This window comes from Bacillus sp. 16GRE42 (assembly GCF_019837435.1).
Lineage (GTDB): Bacteria > Bacillota > Bacilli > Bacillales > Bacillaceae_G > Bacillus_A > Bacillus_A wiedmannii.
This window is the reverse complement of sequence record NZ_JADAXF010000001.1, coordinates 2,090,247-2,104,454: the sequence shown is the minus strand read 5'-3', so window position 1 is coordinate 2,104,454 and position 14,208 is coordinate 2,090,247. Positions and strand designations below refer to the sequence as shown.

17 protein-coding genes are annotated in these 14,208 nt (G+C 35.7%); 11 read left to right on the top strand and 6 right to left on the bottom strand.

From position 1 onward, the window contains the following. Nucleotides 1–49: 49 nt before the first annotated feature. Nucleotides 50–853: an NAD kinase gene (locus ILS93_RS10940; protein ID WP_064474580.1), complete on the bottom strand. Its 804-nt coding sequence runs from the start codon at nt 851–853 to the stop codon at nt 50–52. Nucleotides 854–1,058: 205 nt separating this feature from the next. Between ILS93_RS10940 and ILS93_RS10935 the strand changes: the two genes are divergently transcribed. The 5 genes from ILS93_RS10935 to ackA all read left to right on the top strand — a co-directional run bounded on the left by ILS93_RS10935 (nt 1,059) and on the right by ackA (nt 5,418). Continuing rightward, nucleotides 1,059–1,697, top strand: a complete 639-nt coding sequence (locus tag ILS93_RS10935) for a DUF2953 domain-containing protein (RefSeq protein WP_222660443.1) — start codon at nt 1,059–1,061, stop codon at nt 1,695–1,697. Nucleotides 1,698–1,709: 12 nt separating this feature from the next. Next, nucleotides 1,710–2,105: a GerW family sporulation protein gene (ytfJ, locus tag ILS93_RS10930; RefSeq protein ID WP_000350003.1), complete on the top strand. Its 396-nt coding sequence runs from the start codon at nt 1,710–1,712 to the stop codon at nt 2,103–2,105. Between the two features lie 133 nt (nt 2,106–2,238). Further along, nucleotides 2,239–2,739: a thiol peroxidase gene (tpx, locus tag ILS93_RS10925; RefSeq protein ID WP_000024522.1), complete on the top strand. Its 501-nt coding sequence runs from the start codon at nt 2,239–2,241 to the stop codon at nt 2,737–2,739. 199 nt (nt 2,740–2,938) lie between these two features. Then, nucleotides 2,939–3,925, top strand: coding sequence for a class I SAM-dependent methyltransferase (locus ILS93_RS10920; RefSeq protein ID WP_142315006.1), 987 nt, complete (start codon nt 2,939–2,941; stop codon nt 3,923–3,925). Nucleotides 3,926–4,224: 299 nt separating this feature from the next. After that, nucleotides 4,225–5,418: an acetate kinase gene (gene ackA / locus ILS93_RS10915; protein ID WP_064474582.1), complete on the top strand. Its 1,194-nt coding sequence runs from the start codon at nt 4,225–4,227 to the stop codon at nt 5,416–5,418. Between the two features lie 26 nt (nt 5,419–5,444). On the opposite strand, the gene ILS93_RS10910 is transcribed toward ackA, so the two are convergent. Together ILS93_RS10910 and ILS93_RS10905 are read right to left on the bottom strand one after the other, a co-directional pair. Further along, nucleotides 5,445–5,879 (bottom strand): NUDIX hydrolase, encoded by a 435-nt coding sequence (locus ILS93_RS10910; protein ID WP_222660440.1) that lies wholly within the window; start codon nt 5,877–5,879, stop codon nt 5,445–5,447. 69 nt (nt 5,880–5,948) lie between these two features. Beyond that, on the bottom strand, nt 5,949–6,584 hold the full coding sequence (locus ILS93_RS10905) for a DUF1796 family putative cysteine peptidase (RefSeq protein WP_088048013.1): 636 nt from the start codon (nt 6,582–6,584) through the stop codon (nt 5,949–5,951). A gap of 137 nt (nt 6,585–6,721) precedes the next feature. Between ILS93_RS10905 and ILS93_RS10900 the strand changes: the two genes are divergently transcribed. Beyond that, nucleotides 6,722–7,555 (top strand): EcsC family protein, encoded by an 834-nt coding sequence (locus ILS93_RS10900; protein WP_001256871.1) that lies wholly within the window; start codon nt 6,722–6,724, stop codon nt 7,553–7,555. Between the two features lie 32 nt (nt 7,556–7,587). Here ILS93_RS10900 and ILS93_RS10895 read toward each other — a convergent pair whose 3' ends face one another. Continuing rightward, entirely contained in the window at nt 7,588–8,250 is a 663-nt protein-coding gene (locus ILS93_RS10895) for a YitT family protein (protein WP_048544413.1), read from the bottom strand. A gap of 855 nt (nt 8,251–9,105) precedes the next feature. Between ILS93_RS10895 and ILS93_RS10890 the strand changes: the two genes are divergently transcribed. Continuing rightward, entirely contained in the window at nt 9,106–9,300 is a 195-nt protein-coding gene (locus ILS93_RS10890) for a hypothetical protein (RefSeq protein ID WP_000910293.1), read from the top strand. 29 nt (nt 9,301–9,329) lie between these two features. On the opposite strand, the gene ILS93_RS10885 is transcribed toward ILS93_RS10890, so the two are convergent. Next, a complete protein-coding gene (locus ILS93_RS10885) occupies nt 9,330–9,647 on the bottom strand; it encodes a hypothetical protein (RefSeq protein WP_064474585.1) in 318 nt (105 codons plus the stop codon). A gap of 166 nt (nt 9,648–9,813) precedes the next feature. Between ILS93_RS10885 and ILS93_RS10880 the strand changes: the two genes are divergently transcribed. Further along, nucleotides 9,814–11,019, top strand: a complete 1,206-nt coding sequence (locus tag ILS93_RS10880; protein ID WP_088048015.1) for an argininosuccinate synthase — start codon at nt 9,814–9,816, stop codon at nt 11,017–11,019. After that, nucleotides 11,016–12,404, top strand: a complete 1,389-nt coding sequence (argH, locus tag ILS93_RS10875; RefSeq protein ID WP_088048016.1) for an argininosuccinate lyase — start codon at nt 11,016–11,018, stop codon at nt 12,402–12,404. The genes ILS93_RS10880 and argH overlap by 4 nt, the downstream gene beginning before the upstream one ends. Before the next feature lie 76 nt (nt 12,405–12,480). On the opposite strand, the gene ILS93_RS10870 is transcribed toward argH, so the two are convergent. Beyond that, nucleotides 12,481–12,660 carry a hypothetical protein gene (locus ILS93_RS10870; protein WP_064474588.1) on the bottom strand — a complete coding sequence of 60 codons (180 nt, stop codon included), beginning with the start codon at nt 12,658–12,660 and terminating at the stop codon, nt 12,481–12,483. Nucleotides 12,661–12,754: 94 nt separating this feature from the next. Between ILS93_RS10870 and ILS93_RS10865 the strand changes: the two genes are divergently transcribed. Beyond that, entirely contained in the window at nt 12,755–13,450 is a 696-nt protein-coding gene (locus ILS93_RS10865; protein WP_088048017.1) for a hypothetical protein, read from the top strand. An 83-nt stretch (nt 13,451–13,533) separates the two neighbouring features. Next, nucleotides 13,534–13,956 carry a VOC family protein gene (locus ILS93_RS10860; RefSeq protein ID WP_088048018.1) on the top strand — a complete coding sequence of 141 codons (423 nt, stop codon included), beginning with the start codon at nt 13,534–13,536 and terminating at the stop codon, nt 13,954–13,956. Nucleotides 13,957–14,208 lie beyond the last annotated feature (252 nt).

Sequence of the window (14,208 nt, the reverse complement as noted above, 5' to 3'; positions counted from 1 at the left end):
AAATAACCGCCGAATTATGGAATCCCGTAATTCGGCGGTTATTTTAATACTATAAAAACGTTCTCTGTACTTTTTCCCAGAAGGAATTGTTTTTTAATTTAACTGTTTTAATTTGTTTATCGCTTAAGCGTACAACAACTTTTTCCACTTGTTTAATGCTAAGCGCTTCATTATCCATACCGATAACAGGATAATCGTTACCGTTTGGTTTTAGTTTTAAAGTTAATGTACGCTTGTGATTTAAAATGAACGGTGAACCGAGCGTACGGTATGTGTTGTTATTTAATGATGCGAGTTCGCTTACTTGGAAGCATGGGATGAGCGGATCAACAACCGCACCATGTAACGATTTATTGTAAGCTGTACTTCCTGTTGGGGTAGAAACAACTAAACCGTCCCCTCTAAATGTTTCGAAATATAGATCATCAACGTGAACATCTACTACGAATGTTTTAATAATGCTAGAACGTAATGAGAACTCATTTAAACAATGGAAAGATGTACCGTGATCTACATCTACCTGAATTGTTGGGTATTTTCGCACTTCAATTTCATTTTTTGTAATTTCTTGAAGGGCTGTATCAACGTGATCAATATGGAAATCGCAGTAGAACGAAATTTCATCTTTCGTAGAAATCCCTGCGTATAAGCAATCTTCTCTAAAACCAGTTTTACGAACGGCTTGTAAGAAAGTTGCATCATCTCCAACACTGACGATAGCGTTTGCATTTTTTGGATTATCTAATATGGTGAATCCATTCTCTTCTAAAATACGATAGATTGGTTTCATTTTTTCAACGAGCGTTGCTTTGTCATCACCATAAAAGAAAAATAAATTGCGACGATCTGCCATTATGTATCCCTCCACTGCAGTTAAATTTTCTGTTTTTCGTGCTACATATCATCCAAATACGTTCTTGAAGATATGTTCAAATAATATATTTCGATATAAAATGTCAAAATCCTTTTTTTATTTTTAGAAAAATTTTTATATTCAATCTTAAAGGATTCTGTTTAATGATGAATAAACTTGTCGATAATGGGTACGGAGTGAAAGGATGATAAGTATGAAGTGGCTCGTGATTGGAATAATAATTCTTCTCCTTTTTATTTTGCTTATACTATTGTCGAAAATAAAGCTTAAAGTGACATTTTTATATTCAGAAATGGAAAAGCAATGTTTGTTTCAAGTGAAAATATGGATGATTCGATATACGTTTGATGTATTGGAAAGAATTGAAAAACAACAGAAAAAGACAGGGCAGAAAATCGAAAAAGCTGAAAAAGACGGTGGATTAGATAATAAAATTATGGCGCAACTTGATAGTATGGGGGAGCTGATAAAAAAGCTACAAGAAGTTCATACTATTGTTAAAGATTTTCTCAAACGAGTGAAAATCAATGGGTGGAAATGGCACACGCAAATTGGAGCAGGCGACGCAGCTAGCACTGGAATTGTCACTGGATATGCATGGGGGACAAAAGGAATGGCTGCTGGAGTTGTAGGACAATATATGCATATTGTCGACGTACCAGAATTTGAAATTACCCCTGTTTTTCAAGGGAAAGGATTTGCATCAAGATGTGAGTTAACAGCATCTTTTCGTATATTCCGTACTGTAAAAACAGCGGTAAAATTACTTGTGTTTATGAGGAAGCAAAGATCTGGTATGACAGAAAAATCTGTTCAAGCATAGGGGGGATATAGAATGGACCATCCAATTCAAGGTTTAATGACAACCGCAATGCAGCATTTAAAACAAATGACTGATGTAAATACAATTGTTGGTGATCCGATTAAAGCGGCAGATGGAAGTGTAATTCTTACCGTTTCGAAAGTTAGTTTCGGATTCGCTGCTGGTGGAAGTGAATTTGGAAAAGTAGAACATTCAGGCCGTCATCCATTTGGCGGGGGAAGTGGTGGAGGAGTTTCTATTAATCCTGTTGCTTTTCTTGTTATAAATGGAGACGGTGTAAAAGTGTTGCATTTAGATAAGCAAACACACGTCATCGATAAAATAATTGAATTAGCGCCACAAGCTGTTGATAAAGTGAAGGAAATGATGGATAAACGAAAAGAAGACGATCCTGAATTTCAAATTTAACAAATAAGAAGCTAATCAATGGATTAGCTTCTTTAATTTTTTTGTAAATAAAGCGATTTTATTTGCATTATCGATAGGGACAAACTATCATTTACATTGTACATATTTTGTTTAAATAAGGGAGGATTTTCAAGTGGCAAACGTAACTTTTAAAGGTAACCCAATGACTTTAGTTGGAACAGAAGTTAAAGTTGGCGATCAAGCGCCAAAATTCCAAGTATTAGCAAATGACTTATCTCCAGTAAGTTTAGAAACATACAAAGGCGAAGTAAAATTAATTAGTGTTGTACCTTCAATCGACACAGGTGTGTGTGATGCACAAACACGTCGTTTTAACCAAGATGCAGCAGGTATTGAAAACGCAAAAGTATTAACAATTAGCGCTGACTTACCATTCGCTCAAAAACGCTGGTGTGCAGCAAACGGTTTAGAAAATGTTGTAACACTTTCTGACCACCGTGACCTTTCATTCGGTGAAGCTTACGGCTTAGTAATGAAAGAGCTTCGTTTACTTGCTCGTGCAGTATTCGTAGTAGATAGCAACGACAAAGTAGTTTACGCAGAGTACGTAAGCGAAGGTACAAGCCATCCAAACTATGAAGCAGCATTAGAAGCAGCTAAAGCGGCAAAATAATGTGAAAGAAATGACCTCTTATAAAGAGGTCGTTTTTTCTCATGTATTGCTGCGTAATGGTACCAATATATGAGAAAAAACGTTATATCATATATAACTTAAAGGGGAGCTCTTTGCAGGAGGTCGCTTTTTCTTTTTGGAAAAAAACACTTTGTGGTATGATATAAGTTATGTGTAAAAGAGAGAAGGAGGAATGTACGTGAGTCAGACAGTAGAAACATTATTTTCTATTTTTGATTCTTCTGCGGTAGTTTTACGTAAAGAATTAGATGTAACATATTTAGAGGCGCTTGTAGAAACAGGTAATAACTTGTTTGAAGGAGCAATTTTACAAGAGGAATTATCCGAATCAGCAATTGAAAGGCTGAATCGTGAATATAGTACGTTTAATGAAGAAACATATAAAGGTGAAGAAATTCGTAAAGCATTTCAGTTAGCCATTTTAAAAGGAATGAAAGAAGGCGTACAAGCGAATCACGAAATGACGCCTGATGCAGTTGGAATGTTCATGAGCTACTTATTCCATAAATTTATGCAAGGGCAAAACGAAATTACTGTTTTAGATCCTGCAATTGGAACAGGTAACTTAATGACTACAGTATTTAATAGCGCCAAAGAAGGAATAGCAATGAGTGGATTTGGTGTAGAAGTGGATGAAGTGCTAATTAAACTTGCTTTAGTAAATGCGAATTTACAAAAGCATGCAATCGAATTCTTCCATCAAGATGGACTAGCGCCACTTTATATCGATCCGGTTGATGCAGTCGTTTCAGACTTACCGATTGGTTACTATCCAAATGAAATCGGTGCAAGTGAATATAAGTTAAAAGCAGATGAAGGAATGTCGTATGCCCATCACCTATTTATTGAACAAAGTGTGAAACATACGAAAGAAGGCGGGTACTTATTCTTCCTAGTACCAAACTTCATTTTTGAAAGTGATCAAGCACCAAAATTACATGCATTTATTAAAGAAACATGTTTTATTCAAGGGCTATTACAGCTACCTGTTTCCATGTTTAAAAACGAGAAAAATGCAAAAAGTATATTTGTTCTCCAAAAGAAAGGTCCTAGTGTAACAATGCCAAAACAGGCGTTATTAGTGGAGTTACCTAAATTCTCCAACATGAAGGCGATGGAGAACATTATGGATCAATTAAATACTTGGTTTGCAACCCACAAATAAGGCAAGGTATATGTAACAGGGTTAGTAATTCATGTAGTACAGTTTTATATGATATGTCATATTTTTAAATATATACTAGATTAAACTGAATTTTTTTGAAATCTGTAATATATATTTTTTCTTGGTGTTACAATTTTTTCACTTGAAATATATGTCGGACGATGTTTAAATTAAAATCGTGAGTATAAAATTTACTAATGATGAAACGTTTTCATAATGAGTGAATTTAATTAGATAAAATCGAGCGGTTTGTGGACATATCCACACAACTACCAAGAGAAAAAGGGGCGAAAGACTAGATGTCAAAAATCATCGCGATTAACGCAGGAAGCTCTTCCTTAAAGTTCCAATTATTTGAAATGCCAAGTGAAACAGTATTAACAAAAGGTTTAGTAGAACGTATCGGTTTAGAAGATAGTGTCTTCTCAATTACTGTAAATGGCGAAAAACAAAAAGAAATTACAAACATCCCAGATCATGCAGTAGCAGTTAACATGCTTCTTAAGAAATTAACTGAAAACGGAATCGTAAAATCTCTTGATGAGATTGGCGGTATCGGTCACCGTGTTGTACACGGCGGCGAAAAATTTGCTGATTCTGTTTTAATTACTGATGAAGTATTAGCTGATATCGAAGAATTAAGCGATTTAGCACCACTTCATAACCCAGCAAACCTTGTTGGTATTAAATCATTCCAAGAAGTATTACCAAACGTACCAGCAGTAGCAGTATTCGATACAGCATTCCACCAAACAATGCCGGAATCTGCTTTCCTATACAGCTTACCATATGAGTACTATGAGAAATTTGGCATCCGTAAATACGGTTTCCACGGAACTTCTCATAAATACGTAACTGAGCGTGCGGCTGAATTATTAGGTCGTCCACTTGAAAGCTTAAGCTTACTTTCTTGTCACTTAGGTAACGGTGCAAGTATCGCAGCAGTAGAAGGCGGTAAATCTATCGATACTTCTATGGGCTTCACTCCACTTGCTGGTGTAACAATGGGTACACGTTCTGGTAACATTGACCCTGCGTTAATTCCATACATCATGGAAAAAACAGGCCAAACAGTAGAAGAAGTAGTTAACGTATTAAACAAGAAGAGTGGTATGTTAGGTCTTACTGGTTACTCTAGTGACCTACGTGACATCATCACGAAAGAAGAAGAAGGCGACCACCGTGCGAAAGTAGCACTTGATGTATTCGTAAGCCGTATCCACAAATACATCGGTTCTTACACAGCTCGTATGAAAGGTGTAGACGCAATCATCTTCACAGCTGGTATCGGTGAAAACAGTGCAGTTATTCGTGAGCGCGTATTAGAAGGCCTTGAGTACATGGGTGTATACTTCGACGTAAAACGTAATAACGTATTTGGTGAAGAAGCATTCATCAGCTTCCCACACTCTCCAGTAAAAATTATCGTAATTCCAACTGACGAAGAAGTTATGATCGCTCGTGACGTACTACGTCTTGGAGATATTGGTTAATATACTATATGAAAAAAGACGAGATCCTATAGGGTTTCGTCTTTTTTTTGTTGGATATATTTCAAGATTCCATCTGGATATAGTGCTTTCTCTTTTTGAATGAATGCTGTCATGGGAATCCATTTCGCATATGATGCTGTTTGCTCATCTTGTATATTCAGTATTTCCATTTCATATAGTGATGTGTCTAATAAGCGTAAAGAATATAGTTGAATGATTTCATGACCAACTTCTCCATCAAGATGCAAGATGTTTTCTAAGCAGCCTAAATAATTGGTGATTTCCACTTCTGTATGAAGCTCTTCTTTAAATTCACGAATAACGGTATGTGCTGATTTTTCACCAAGTTCAATTGAACCGCCAAGAGGTCGGTAATATGTTTCATCGCCTGTATGATATTCTTGTACGAGAAGGCGATCGTGATGTATAGTAATGCCAAAAGCTTTTGCACGTGGATACATATATAATCACTCCTTATTTCTTTTGTATAAGGATGATTATAAGGCAGTGTGTAATAAAAAGTATCGTGTTTAAGCTTGCGGTCTAATCGTGATCCCATCAAATAAATCATTCCAAAATGCTTCATTGTACTGGTATACATCCATAATAGGGCATTTTATAACACAAATGTTTTGTAATCCCCAATCTTCTTGGGCGATAGTTGGTACATCTTCAGGAATGAGTAATAGGACAGAGAATGTATGTTTAACTATTTGAGATAAAATTTGTTCCAAGGAACGTGCTTCTTCGTATGTTCCTCCAGTTCGAATAAACGATATGGATTCTGCCGTTTCCATTGTAGTTAGAAAACGATGAATTCGATGCTCATAGTTTAACTTAATTTCTGTATAAGAAGGCCAAGATGTTGGTGTGTTTACATCTGTTTTAAAGTCGTGGCAGGAGTCGATTTCATATAGGTTGTCACGGAGTCTTAATTTCGCACCATCATCCCAAAATGAGATGAAGGATAAGTTTTCGAACTGTAAAAAACGGTCAAATCGATTTTGTAATAATACATTCACTTTTTCTAATGAAGGGCTTAGCATAAAATCGATAACGCCAAAAAAGGGTGATAAATAGAATTGATATAAAGCCCAAGCAGGCCAGCAGTTTTGTCCTAAGCTGAATACTGCATTATATTCTTTTTTTATATTGGATAGATTCATGTGATTTATCTCATCCTTTTTGCTAATATTTTATGTCACTAAAAAATGGTATGTGAATAAAGATAGACAAGCATATTTGCAAAGAATAAGCAGAAATATGTTACAATAGAAAAAAATCGAACGAGGTGGTTGTTACGATGCGATCGAAGCGAGAACAAGCCATTTTAGACAATATAAAAGAATGGGAATCGCAATTAGTTGAGCAAGAAGCGACTGATTTTCAAAAAATGTTTGATAAATGGGTACATACTACAATTGCGAAATTGCCGGAGAAAAAACGAAAAGATTTCTTTACGAAAGCAGATGGATGGCTCTTTCATTTGCATGCATTGATTCAAAGTTCACAATCACAATTAGATGCGCGTAATCGTATTTTAGGAACGTCGAGATTATTTGATGAATCGATTGAGCAACTAGAAGATTTGAAAGCATTATCTATTGATCAATTAACATACATAGCAGAGCAACAAACAGCACGACATCGCCTATATTCATTCGTACAAGGCGGAGCAACGGGTGCTGGGGGTTTATTATTATTAACAGCTGATTTTCCGGTTATGATCGCGTTAAATGTGAAAGCTGTTCAACTTATTGCAACATCATTTGGACATGATGTGAACAAGCCTTATGAAATGATGCTTGCGTTAAAGGTGTTTCATGCGTCATTACTACCAGGAAGGCTTCAGCAATACGCATGGTACAATTTACTGCAAGAGCTAGAGCAAGAAGATTCGTTCTTTTATGAAGGAGACGAAGCGGTGTTACAGCCAGCTTCTACTGAAGTTGTGTTAAAACAAATTTTGAAAACATTTTCGATTTATGCTTTACGTCGTAAATTATTCCAAGGTATTCCGGTAATTGGAATGGCAATCGGGTCTACAGTGAACTATCGTTTAACGAGAAACGTTACTGAATTTGCAAATAGATTTTATCAAGTGCGCCACATAGTCGAGAAGGAAAAAAGAGCGTAAAAAAAAGCGAGAGGCCGAAGCCTTTCGCTTTTTTAATTTGTTGCATGCTTTTTGGACATTGGAATAGATACTGGTTGCTTTTCTGCTTTCTTCTCTGCTTTTGGATAATAAATTAAATCCAATGTTTTTGCCTGTACGGCAATCGAAAGAATAGTAAAAGCAATTTCTGTCCAATTTAAATAATATAATGAAAGCGCAAGAACAATCGCGTCAAAGACGAAGAAAATTTGCCCAATTGTAAAACGAGTTCGTTTACTTAATACAATTGTTAAAATATCGTCTCCGCCGGTTGCACCGCCAAATCGCAATATAAAACCGAGTCCAATACCAGCTAACGCACCGCCAACTACTGCAGCTATAAATAAATTATTTGATAAATCGACCGTAAATGGAGAATAATTTTCCATAAGAGAATAAAATACTCCGAATGAAATCGAACCTAGGAATGAATAGCCAACCATTTTTTTACCTAAAAATGAAGCACATAGTAAAATAATTGGGATATCCATAATTACAGTTGAAATGGATGGTGAAATATCATAAAAATTTTGGATGAATAGTGCAATTCCTACAAAGCCACCTTCTGTTAAGTGGTTTTGGAAGTGAATGTGATATAGCGCTGCTGCTAAAATAAATGAACCGATTAAAACCATAAAAATTTCTTTAATAATTTGTCGACTTTGGATGTTCCTCATCGTTATTCCTTCTTTCCGTAGTTAGTAGTCCTTTTTGTGTTGTAAACTAACTACGAGCTCACATGTAGCTTCAGTTAGTTTACGAAAAAAACTAACTACGCTATATGTCGCTGAAGAAATAACGAATAATCCTCTCGTCCATCAATTCTCCCTACCTTCGTTTTAGTTTAAGTCTTAAAACGACTAAACAAAACGTAGAGTAGGATTCTTCATTTAGCAATCCTGCTCTTCTTTGTTTTGTTTAGCTAGTAACAATTAAGTCCTAAACAAAACGCTATGTGTAAGAAGAGTCTTTTTTTTGCCAAATTATCCTTCGGGCAATCATAATTTCCCCACTCTCGTATTTTTTTCGCTAGACTAAAGTATCTGAGCTGAAAAATACGCTACGTGTATGATTCGTCAATACGATGCCACATGCTCCTTCGAGCGATCATGATATCAAAATCCCTTCCTTCAAGATTTATATTATTATATCATACTTTCAAAAAATGTATGCGGATGGAAACCGACAATAAACGGAGGGAATCTACAAAAATTGTTATGTTTAAATATTTTTGTAGAAAAGCCTAAGTTATTTCGTGAAATCGGACAGTGTTTAAAAGTTTGTCCAATAAGTAAGAAAAAGATGGCGTTTATTCAGTTGTATCTTTCTGGTCACCTTTATCTTTAAAAAACGCATCCCAGCTAATCACACTTAAAAAAGTTAAAGCGATAATAATGAAAGCTCGCATAAAATTGAGACCTCCTTTTGTACATAGTATATGAATAATTTGTTTCAGAATGTGTCATTTTTTTACAAGTCTTAATTATTATGAGATTATATCAGTATAGATAGATGAAAGGGAGAGAGAAGATATGCTAAAAGACATGTTCAAAAGAAAAGAATTAGTATGCGTTTCATGTCAGAAAAAGATTCAATATGAAGAAGAGCTCGTTGCTTTTGTAAAGTTGCCAAAGGAAAGAAGTATATTAGTTGGACCGTTTGATGTATGTTTGGCGAAAACAGCACAAGAAATATATTGTAAATCGTGTTACGACAAAAAAGCATGACCCAAAGTGATTGAGGGGCATGCTTTTTTTCATTGGTGTGCTTTCCCCTCAGATACATTTTGAGTGAGTCGATACCAAAGCCAAAGGTCATTAATGATGGAAGCGAGATCGGCAATTTCTGAATTAAGTTTGCAGGAAATTTCGAAGTTTTCTTCGTTATTTAAATGATGCTGTTTTGCATTAATATAGTGTTCAAGCTCTTTTATACGATCAGGAATCTTTCCGCGAACTTGTTCCCATTTTAATAAAATAGCATGCTGCATTTTTTCGGGGATACTTTCCCAGTCTTCTTGTAAATGCGGAATTTCAATTCCTAGATGTTCATCGTATAAGAAATACTTTTCCATCAGTTCACCCCCGTTTTCCTGCTTATATTGTACATAAAAACAGAAAGAAGTTCGACGAAATTGTTTGAAAAAATTTGAAAATGACTCTTGATACATTTTGTAAAAGGTGTTAAAGTGTGTATTATTATAAAAGAAAATGAATATTTATTCTTTAGGGGGATGCAAAATGGAGAAGAAAAAAGTGGTATTAGCATATTCCGGAGGTCTTGATACTTCCGTTGCAATTAAATGGTTACAAGAGAAGAATTATGATATTATCGCGCTTTGTTTAGACTTAGGGGAAGGTAAAGACTTAGCATTCGTAAAAGAAAAGGCACTTTCAGTAGGTGCAATTAAATCATATATGATTGATGTTCAAGAGGAATTTGCAAATGAATATGCATTGATGGCTATGCAAGCACACACGTTATACGAAGGGAAATACCCTCTCGTTTCTGCATTATCTCGTCCACTTATCGCTAAGAAATTAGTAGAAATTGCAGAACAAGAGGGGGCGACTGCAGTTGCACATGGATGTACAGGGAAAGGGAATGATCAAGTTCGTTTTGAAGTTTCTATTCAAGCGTTAAATCCTTACTTAGAAGTGATTGCGCCTGTACGTGAATGGAAATGGTCACGTGAAGAAGAAATTGCATATGCAAAAGAAAACGATGTTCCAATTCCTATTAATTTAGATAGCCCATTTTCAATCGATCAAAACTTATGGGGACGCAGTAACGAATGTGGCATTTTAGAAGATCCATGGGCAGCACCGCCAGAAGATGCATATGAGATGACATTGGCATTAGAAGATACACCGAATAAACCAGAGTTTGTAGAAATTGGCTTTGAAGCAGGAGTACCGACTACTTTAAATGGTACTGTATATTCACTTTCAGAATTAATTAAAAAGTTAAATGCACTTGCTGGAAAACATGGCGTTGGACGTATCGATCACGTAGAAAATCGCCTTGTTGGTATTAAATCGCGTGAAGTATACGAATGTCCAGCAGCAATGACATTAATCACGGCGCATAAAGAGCTAGAAGATTTAACACTCGTAAAAGAAGTAGCGCATTTTAAACCGATGATTGAGCAAAAAATAACAGAACTTATTTATAACGGTTTATGGTTCTCTCCTTTAAAACAAGCGCTTAACGCTTTCTTACAAGAAACGCAAAAGAATGTAACAGGTACAGTGCGTGTGAAACTATTTAAAGGCCATGCGATTGTAGAAGGACGTAAATCTGAGTACTCTTTATATGACGAAAAATTAGCAACATATACTGCTCAGGACGAATTTAATCATGATGCAGCAGTTGGATTCATTTCATTATTCGGTTTACCGACGAAAGTATACAGCCAAGTGAATCAAAAGAAGGTGGAAGCGTGAGCAAACTTTGGGGCGGACGTTTTACAGAAGAAGCGGAAGCGTGGGTTGAAGAGTTTGGAGCATCCATCTCCTTCGATCAACAATTAGTAAATCAAGATATAAACGGAAGTATTGCACACGTAACGATGCTAGCAAAGCAAGGCATCGTTACGAAAGAAGAAGCTGAGAAAATAAAGGTAGGGCTTCAGTATTTATTAAAAGAAGCAAAAGAGAATAAGCTTCAATTCTCAGTAGAAGCAGAAGATATTCACTTAAACATTGAAAAAATGTTAATTGAACAAATTGGCGAAGTAGGAGGGAAACTTCATACTGGGCGAAGCCGTAACGATCAAGTAGCGACTGATATGCATTTATATTTAAAAGAAAAAGTAGAGCATATTATTAAAGCTACAAAACAATTGCAAACGGTTCTTGTTCATCAAGCGGAAAATAATATTGAAACCATTATGCCTGGCTATACGCATTTGCAGCGTGCGCAGCCAATTTCATTTGCGCATCATATTCTCGCTTACTTTTGGATGTTAGAGCGTGATGTGAATCGTTATGAAGATTCATTAAAGCGCATTAACATTTCACCATTAGGAGCAGGAGCATTAGCTGGGACAACATTCCCGATTGACCGAGAATATAGTGCGGAGCTTCTTGGATTTAATGGAATCTATGAAAATAGTTTAGATGCAGTAAGCGATCGTGATTTCATACTGGAGTTCCTAAGTAACTCATCTATGCTCATGATGCACTTATCACGCTTCTGCGAAGAACTTATTTTATGGAGTAGCCAAGAGTTTCAATTTATTGAAATGAGCGATCAATACGCAACGGGAAGCAGCATTATGCCGCAAAAGAAAAATCCAGATATGGCGGAACTAATCCGCGGTAAAACGGGCAGAGTGTACGGTAATTTATTTAGTTTACTTACAGTCATGAAAGGATTACCGCTCGCTTACAATAAAGACTTGCAAGAAGATAAAGAAGGAATGTTTGATACAGTAAAAACAGTAGAAGGATGCCTTCATATTATGGCAGGCATGTTAGAGAAGATGACTGTCAACAAAGAAAAGATGGGGCAAGCTGTAACGCAAGATTTCTCAAACGCAACAGAAATTGCTGACTACTTAGCAAGTAAAGGACTACCATTCCGTCAAGCTCATGAAATTGTTGGGAAGCTAGTGCTACACTGCACACAAAAAGGAATTTATTTACTAGATGTACCACTAGCAACATATAAAGAAATGAGCTCATTATTTGAAGAAGATTTGTATGAAGTTCTTTCACCATATGCAGCTGTAAAGCGTCGTAACAGTGCTGGCGGGACAGGATTTGAGCAAATTGAGAAAGCTTTGGAGAAGGCGAAAGGATTAGTTAGAGAGTTCGTTGGAAGTTGATTGGTTTATAGGGCAGAAGGTACGCGAATCTTAGTAGAGAGAAGCGTACCTTTTTTGTGATTTTTATAGCTTAAAGTTAATCATACTTATGCCGATCTTCTGTAATTCGAATATACTCAATATCCATCAAATCACGTAGTAATGCACCATTACTTAGTTCCACACCATGTTTTTCTTTAAAATGTGTACGGATTGTATGTAACATTTCGAGCTCTTTCCCGTTCACATCTAAAATAATACGTTCAGAATCATTCATGTAGCATCCTCCTTTTTTAACATATATATTTTGTCCGTCTATTTCTAAAAAATGTATGTTAACCTAAAGTTAGGAAATCAGAAAGGAATGGACAATGAGACGTATTTATTTTATAGGGATAATTTTGTACACGCTAATTGTATTACATGTTGCATTCCCAAACATCTTTTCATTTAAGGATGTAGAAACAGTACACGTTGGGATATTTATCTTTATTCTATTTGTAGTAGATTGCTGTATTTCAATATGGCTTTCGAAAAGAAAACATGTACAAGATAAAAAAGAAATGGAACGGAAAAAGAGAAAACGTTCATTTTGGATGATGACGTATTGTTTTTCTTTAGCGATTGCTGCTGCTTTTTTTAGTGAGAATATTCCATTGGAAAGATTCGGTATTGGATTTGGAGCGTTCGTATTCGCATACTATTTTTTCGTGCACTTTCTTCCTTATATGAAAGAAAAGCGAGGAGAAGAGGAAGATCCGCTTGTAGAAGAAGCGAGAGAGCAAGAGCATAAGAGAATAGAAGAAGATATAAAGAAGCTCGGAGAACAAAAATGGTATTTAAAATCTAAAATCATATATGTTCTTTGCTTCATTACGCCGCCAATCGGTTATTTGTATGTGTTCTTGCTTCGTAAAAAAATGACAGAAGATGCAAAGCAAACGTACTTAACGATTGCGACGATCATGATGGCATTATGGTCTTTGAAGTTCTTACCGCCATATGTGTTGGCAGTAGCTGTTGTAGTGGTTGTTTGTCTTGTATTTATAGTGAAGTATGTGAAATGAAGAAAAACAAGAACCTGTGTTATTAAGCTAATAGATAGATTAAAGCAAGAAATGTTATACTACAATTTGCTTATTTAGTAATAATAGTTCAATCAATAGTTCATATCGCATTAGTAGTAAAAGACTACGATGAGGCAATAGAGTTCTATACAAAGAAACTAAATTTCACACTAGTCCAAGATATATATCAGCCAGAGCAAAACAAAAGATGGGTAGTGGTATCTCCTCCTGGTTCAGTCGGCACCACAATATTACTGGCTAGAGCATCTAAACCTGAGCAAGATTCCTTTATCGGTAACCAATCAGTCGGCAGAGTTTTTCTTTTCTTAAATACTGACGATTTTTGGAGAGATTATAATGAAATGATTTCAAGAGGAATAGAATTTGTGAGAGAGCCGAAAGAGCAAGAATATGGAATAGTTGCAGTATTCAAGGATTTGTACGGGAATTTATGGGATTTGTTACAACTAAAAGATGACCATCCAATTGCTCAAAGAATTAAGTAGAATACAGTTTAAACTTGATTAAACAATCAATTGAAAAATGAGGATTTTAAAATCCATGCAAGAGTAGAGAAAAAACAGAGAAGATTTATTTTTATGAGTAACATTAAACATCTTTATTCTTCTTACACAGTCGTGAAAAAAGGAGTGGATTACCCACTCCTTTTTTATCATTATTTAACAACATGTATTTATTGTTCATTCAAGCCTAAAGCTTCATTTCCCTTATCCACCAGTAAAACATGTGGACTTGGT

Excerpts from the sequence above, each read along its gene's own strand:
- ILS93_RS10940 (WP_064474580.1), bottom strand. The coding sequence starts at position 853 with ATGGCAGATCGTCGCAATTTATTTTTCTTTTATGGTGATGACAAAGCA.
- ILS93_RS10935 (WP_222660443.1), top strand. The coding sequence starts at position 1,059 with ATGATAAGTATGAAGTGGCTCGTGATTGGAATAATAATTCTTCTCCTT.
- ytfJ (WP_000350003.1), top strand. The coding sequence starts at position 1,710 with ATGGACCATCCAATTCAAGGTTTAATGACAACCGCAATGCAGCATTTA.
- ackA (WP_064474582.1), top strand. The coding sequence starts at position 4,225 with ATGTCAAAAATCATCGCGATTAACGCAGGAAGCTCTTCCTTAAAGTTC.
- ILS93_RS10910 (WP_222660440.1), bottom strand. The coding sequence starts at position 5,879 with ATGTATCCACGTGCAAAAGCTTTTGGCATTACTATACATCACGATCGC.
- ILS93_RS10905 (WP_088048013.1), bottom strand. The coding sequence starts at position 6,584 with ATGAATCTATCCAATATAAAAAAAGAATATAATGCAGTATTCAGCTTA.
- ILS93_RS10900 (WP_001256871.1), top strand. The coding sequence starts at position 6,722 with ATGCGATCGAAGCGAGAACAAGCCATTTTAGACAATATAAAAGAATGG.
- ILS93_RS10895 (WP_048544413.1), bottom strand. The coding sequence starts at position 8,250 with ATGAGGAACATCCAAAGTCGACAAATTATTAAAGAAATTTTTATGGTT.
- ILS93_RS10890 (WP_000910293.1), top strand. The coding sequence starts at position 9,106 with ATGCTAAAAGACATGTTCAAAAGAAAAGAATTAGTATGCGTTTCATGT.
- ILS93_RS10885 (WP_064474585.1), bottom strand. The coding sequence starts at position 9,647 with ATGGAAAAGTATTTCTTATACGATGAACATCTAGGAATTGAAATTCCG.
- ILS93_RS10880 (WP_088048015.1), top strand. The coding sequence starts at position 9,814 with ATGGAGAAGAAAAAAGTGGTATTAGCATATTCCGGAGGTCTTGATACT.
- ILS93_RS10870 (WP_064474588.1), bottom strand. The coding sequence starts at position 12,660 with ATGAATGATTCTGAACGTATTATTTTAGATGTGAACGGGAAAGAGCTC.
- ILS93_RS10865 (WP_088048017.1), top strand. The coding sequence starts at position 12,755 with ATGAGACGTATTTATTTTATAGGGATAATTTTGTACACGCTAATTGTA.